Origin of the sequence: Pseudomonas leptonychotis (assembly GCF_004920405.1) — a bacterium.
Lineage (GTDB): Bacteria > Pseudomonadota > Gammaproteobacteria > Pseudomonadales > Pseudomonadaceae > Aquipseudomonas > Aquipseudomonas leptonychotis.
In genome coordinates this window covers 1-3,068 of sequence record NZ_RFLV01000011.1, presented here as the reverse complement: position 1 = coordinate 3,068, position 3,068 = coordinate 1, and the positions used below count along the sequence as shown (strand labels likewise).

Here is a 3,068-nt window from a genome sequence, read left to right as displayed (position 1 = left end):
AGGTCATCAGTGCTGCACTGAAGCGCCGTGGCAATGAGTTGGGCGATATGCTTTTGATGCATGCTGAAGAGCCTAACGTTTGGTTAAGGGGCGGGCTTTAGCCCGTCCCAGTGAGCGAAGCGAACGATTTGAACCACTTGTTAGGCATTGGTGATTTCAAGTGTTCGCTTCTTATTGATGTATGATCGAATAACAAGATATATGAGTTTAGCCGTAATTCCAGCTGAGAAACTTAGGCAGAATAGAATGACGAATAAAATACCCAAGGCATCACCAGGGCCTCCAAGTGTCGGATCTGAGGCAATTAGGTGTTGATGATAAAAATAAAACCCGAAGCAGATTGAATTAAATGCCACGCCAAAGCCTATAAGATATTTCCACGATGGTACTAACAGAGGAGCGATAAACAAGGCGATGGAAATTCCGATGATTTGATGCATAGCTGTTCCGTGCGGTGCCTAACGTTTGGTTAAGGGGCGGGCTTTAGCCCGTCCCAGTGAGCGCAGCGAACGGTTTGAACCAGTTGTTAGGTGTAACTGCACGCAATGCAGTATTTGGTCAGCTTTTCTCATACTGACCTTCGTGTTCTGTGCCTGTATCGAAGAAGGCATCGATGTATTGTTCAGGCTCAAGGTCACTTTCACGTAGCAAAGAAAATACTTCTATTGCGTTTGCCGTAACAGGTTCAAATAAAGCAAAGCCTTGTGAGTACCCTAAGAATTCCATGTCATCTGATGCATATTCATCGGCTTCTTGCTCTGCAAGTTCAATTGCTTGATTGATACTGGTTGCTTGCCACAAAGTGATACGTTCTTCGTACAGATTCTTCGCTTTCTGATTTGGGCGAGACTCCCAACGGAAAAGGCATCTAACCGAGTACGACGCAATATTCATTCAGTTGCACCTAACGTTTGGTTAAGGGGCGGGCTTTAGCCCGTCCCAGTGAGCGAAGCGAGCGATTTGAACCAGTTGTTATGCGCCAACACGGCGAACTAATGTTCTAGAGCACCCAATACTTAAGAGATGGCGGCGCAAGTTGGAATCAATATGTTGATTTAGCTCAGCCACAAGATACTCAATATCTTCTATTGTCTTCTGAGCATCAATGGCTGTTATTGACAGCAACGTTACTTTTGGACGATCACAGTTGTGAATGCAGTCGTGCCTTCTTTGGATAATTGATGAGAATCTATTCGTCAACTTCTCCAGCATTGCCTTTTTTTGAGTGTTCTGGTCGGCGGGAGAAAGCCTGCGATAGGCAGTTGCTGTGATTCCAGCAAGACGTTGCTTAGCTCCTCGCCTGAGCAACCAATGTTCCATCATAGCTTTATCAAGAATCTTATTTGTATCATCCATTATGTGATTGAAAAGGTCCTTGACCTTCGTGAGCGAAAGTACATTGTCCTTTTCAATAAGATCTCTTGCAGCGTTACGCCATTTCCAATTTGATTTTGAAGCGTGAATTTGAAGAAGCGTATTTATGGGGAGTTTAATTGACTTTATTTTATCGGTTAGCTTAATGCTGGGGTCTATATTCTTTGCATTCAGTATTTTGGCTAGGACATCAGCAAATGCGTCACAAAAATAAGCATCCATGGCTCCAACAGCCATCATCCAAGATGATCTGTAAATATCATCTGCTAACACTGATGCCGGCGCAGGAAATGTATCAGCATGAGCTTTTAAATTTCTTGCTCGCTCTATGTCTTGAGTAAAGTGCCCAAAAGCTGTTGCCGGCATAAATTCTTCCCTGGTGCATAACGTTTGGTTAAGGGGCGGGCTTTAGCCCGTCCCAGTGAGCGAAGCGAACGGTTTGAACCACTTGTTAGGCCGTTGTGTCCCAGTAAAAATGTAAATACTCATTGGTGTACTCGGCAAATATAGAAATAATGAATTCTGTTTTTAATGAGTACATCATTAGCGCCCCTATGAATTCCTGCCCGCCAATAACTGGCAGTGGTGGTGGCGAAATTAAGCCTGAGCATTGAGTGAATATCTCAAAATTCATCTCATCTTCTGTGATTTTTTCGAAGGCACTATCTGTGATATATGAGGAAAAATATTCCTCTCGTCCACGCCAATCAGCAAGCCACTCGCTGGCCAGCCAAAACCTTATTCCGTTATCATTTAATGCTTTTGGTGCCCTAGATATTCGTATGGTCTCTTCGCCGTCTGGAACGGTAAATGAGTATTGTGGATATGTGACATAGTAAAGACCCGGGTAGCGTTCAAAATATAAGCTATCGCTCAGGAGTTTCTTACCAAATTCACTGAATTCTGTATGTGTAAACATAGAGCCTAACGTTTAAGCTAAGGGGCGGGCTTTAGCCCGTCCCAGTGAGCGAAGCGAACGATTTGAGCGCATTGTTATAAGCCAAGCACGCCATGACGATATTTCCCTAAATCTACAACCCATGAATTTGATATCCGGTGCAACTGATGCGCAAGGTTGCGAAGACATTCTGGAGTGAAAAAACGGTTTTCTTCACCTAACTCAGAGTTTATGAATTCGAGAATATTGCCATGGCAGATATTGTGACGGTTGCGAACAAGCTCAACATCAGTGCGGTTTGGCTTTTCGGATGCCAGCTTTGCGGCGAAATCAGGCTCATTGTCGAAGGCCAGAGAACCTATAGGGATGCCAAGTTCGTTGGCTGCATTTATGAGATTGTTGCTTAGTAACTTGTAGGGCGAAAGCTCTGTAATGTTTGATTTCTTTTCGGCTTGAGCCATGGTTATACGCATGGATGCTTCAATTCCGTTAAGAAAGCATGAGCATGCGGGGATATATAACTCATTCTGTAATGCTTTGACGGCTTGAATGAAAAACCAATGAATCTCTGCACCTCGTAAGTGCTCAATGAAGTGCCACTGCTCCTTCAACTCAAAATCACGTCTTTCAAAGCTATCATCAGGCTCAAACATTTTTGTCTCTTGGCTTATAACGATAGGTTAAGGGGCGGGCTTTAGCCCGTCCCAGTGAGCGAAGCGAACGGCTTGAACCGCATGTTAGGCCGCACCACCGATGGCACGCCAGACATAAATACGTGATGACGCAAAGCCCCAGA

5 protein-coding genes are annotated in these 3,068 nt (G+C 44.4%); all 5 read right to left on the bottom strand.

Annotated elements, in window-relative coordinates:
- Nucleotides 1–140 precede the first annotated feature (140 nt).
- Entirely contained in the window at nucleotides 141–440 is a 300-nt protein-coding gene (locus tag D8779_RS20460) for a hypothetical protein (protein ID WP_136666452.1), read from the bottom strand.
- 118 nt (nucleotides 441–558) lie between these two features.
- Complete coding sequence (locus D8779_RS20455; RefSeq protein ID WP_205895863.1) at nucleotides 559–894, bottom strand: DUF4288 domain-containing protein; 336 nt, start codon at nucleotides 892–894, stop codon at nucleotides 559–561.
- Between the two features lie 78 nt (nucleotides 895–972).
- A complete protein-coding gene (locus tag D8779_RS20450) occupies nucleotides 973–1,740 on the bottom strand; it encodes a HEPN domain-containing protein (RefSeq protein WP_136666451.1) in 768 nt (255 codons plus the stop codon).
- Nucleotides 1,741–1,825: 85 nt separating this feature from the next.
- On the bottom strand, nucleotides 1,826–2,293 hold the full coding sequence (locus D8779_RS20445) for a hypothetical protein (RefSeq protein ID WP_136666450.1): 468 nt from the start codon (nucleotides 2,291–2,293) through the stop codon (nucleotides 1,826–1,828).
- 74 nt (nucleotides 2,294–2,367) lie between these two features.
- On the bottom strand, nucleotides 2,368–2,925 hold the full coding sequence (locus tag D8779_RS20440; protein ID WP_136666449.1) for a hypothetical protein: 558 nt from the start codon (nucleotides 2,923–2,925) through the stop codon (nucleotides 2,368–2,370).
- Nucleotides 2,926–3,068: the final 143 nt, after the last annotated feature.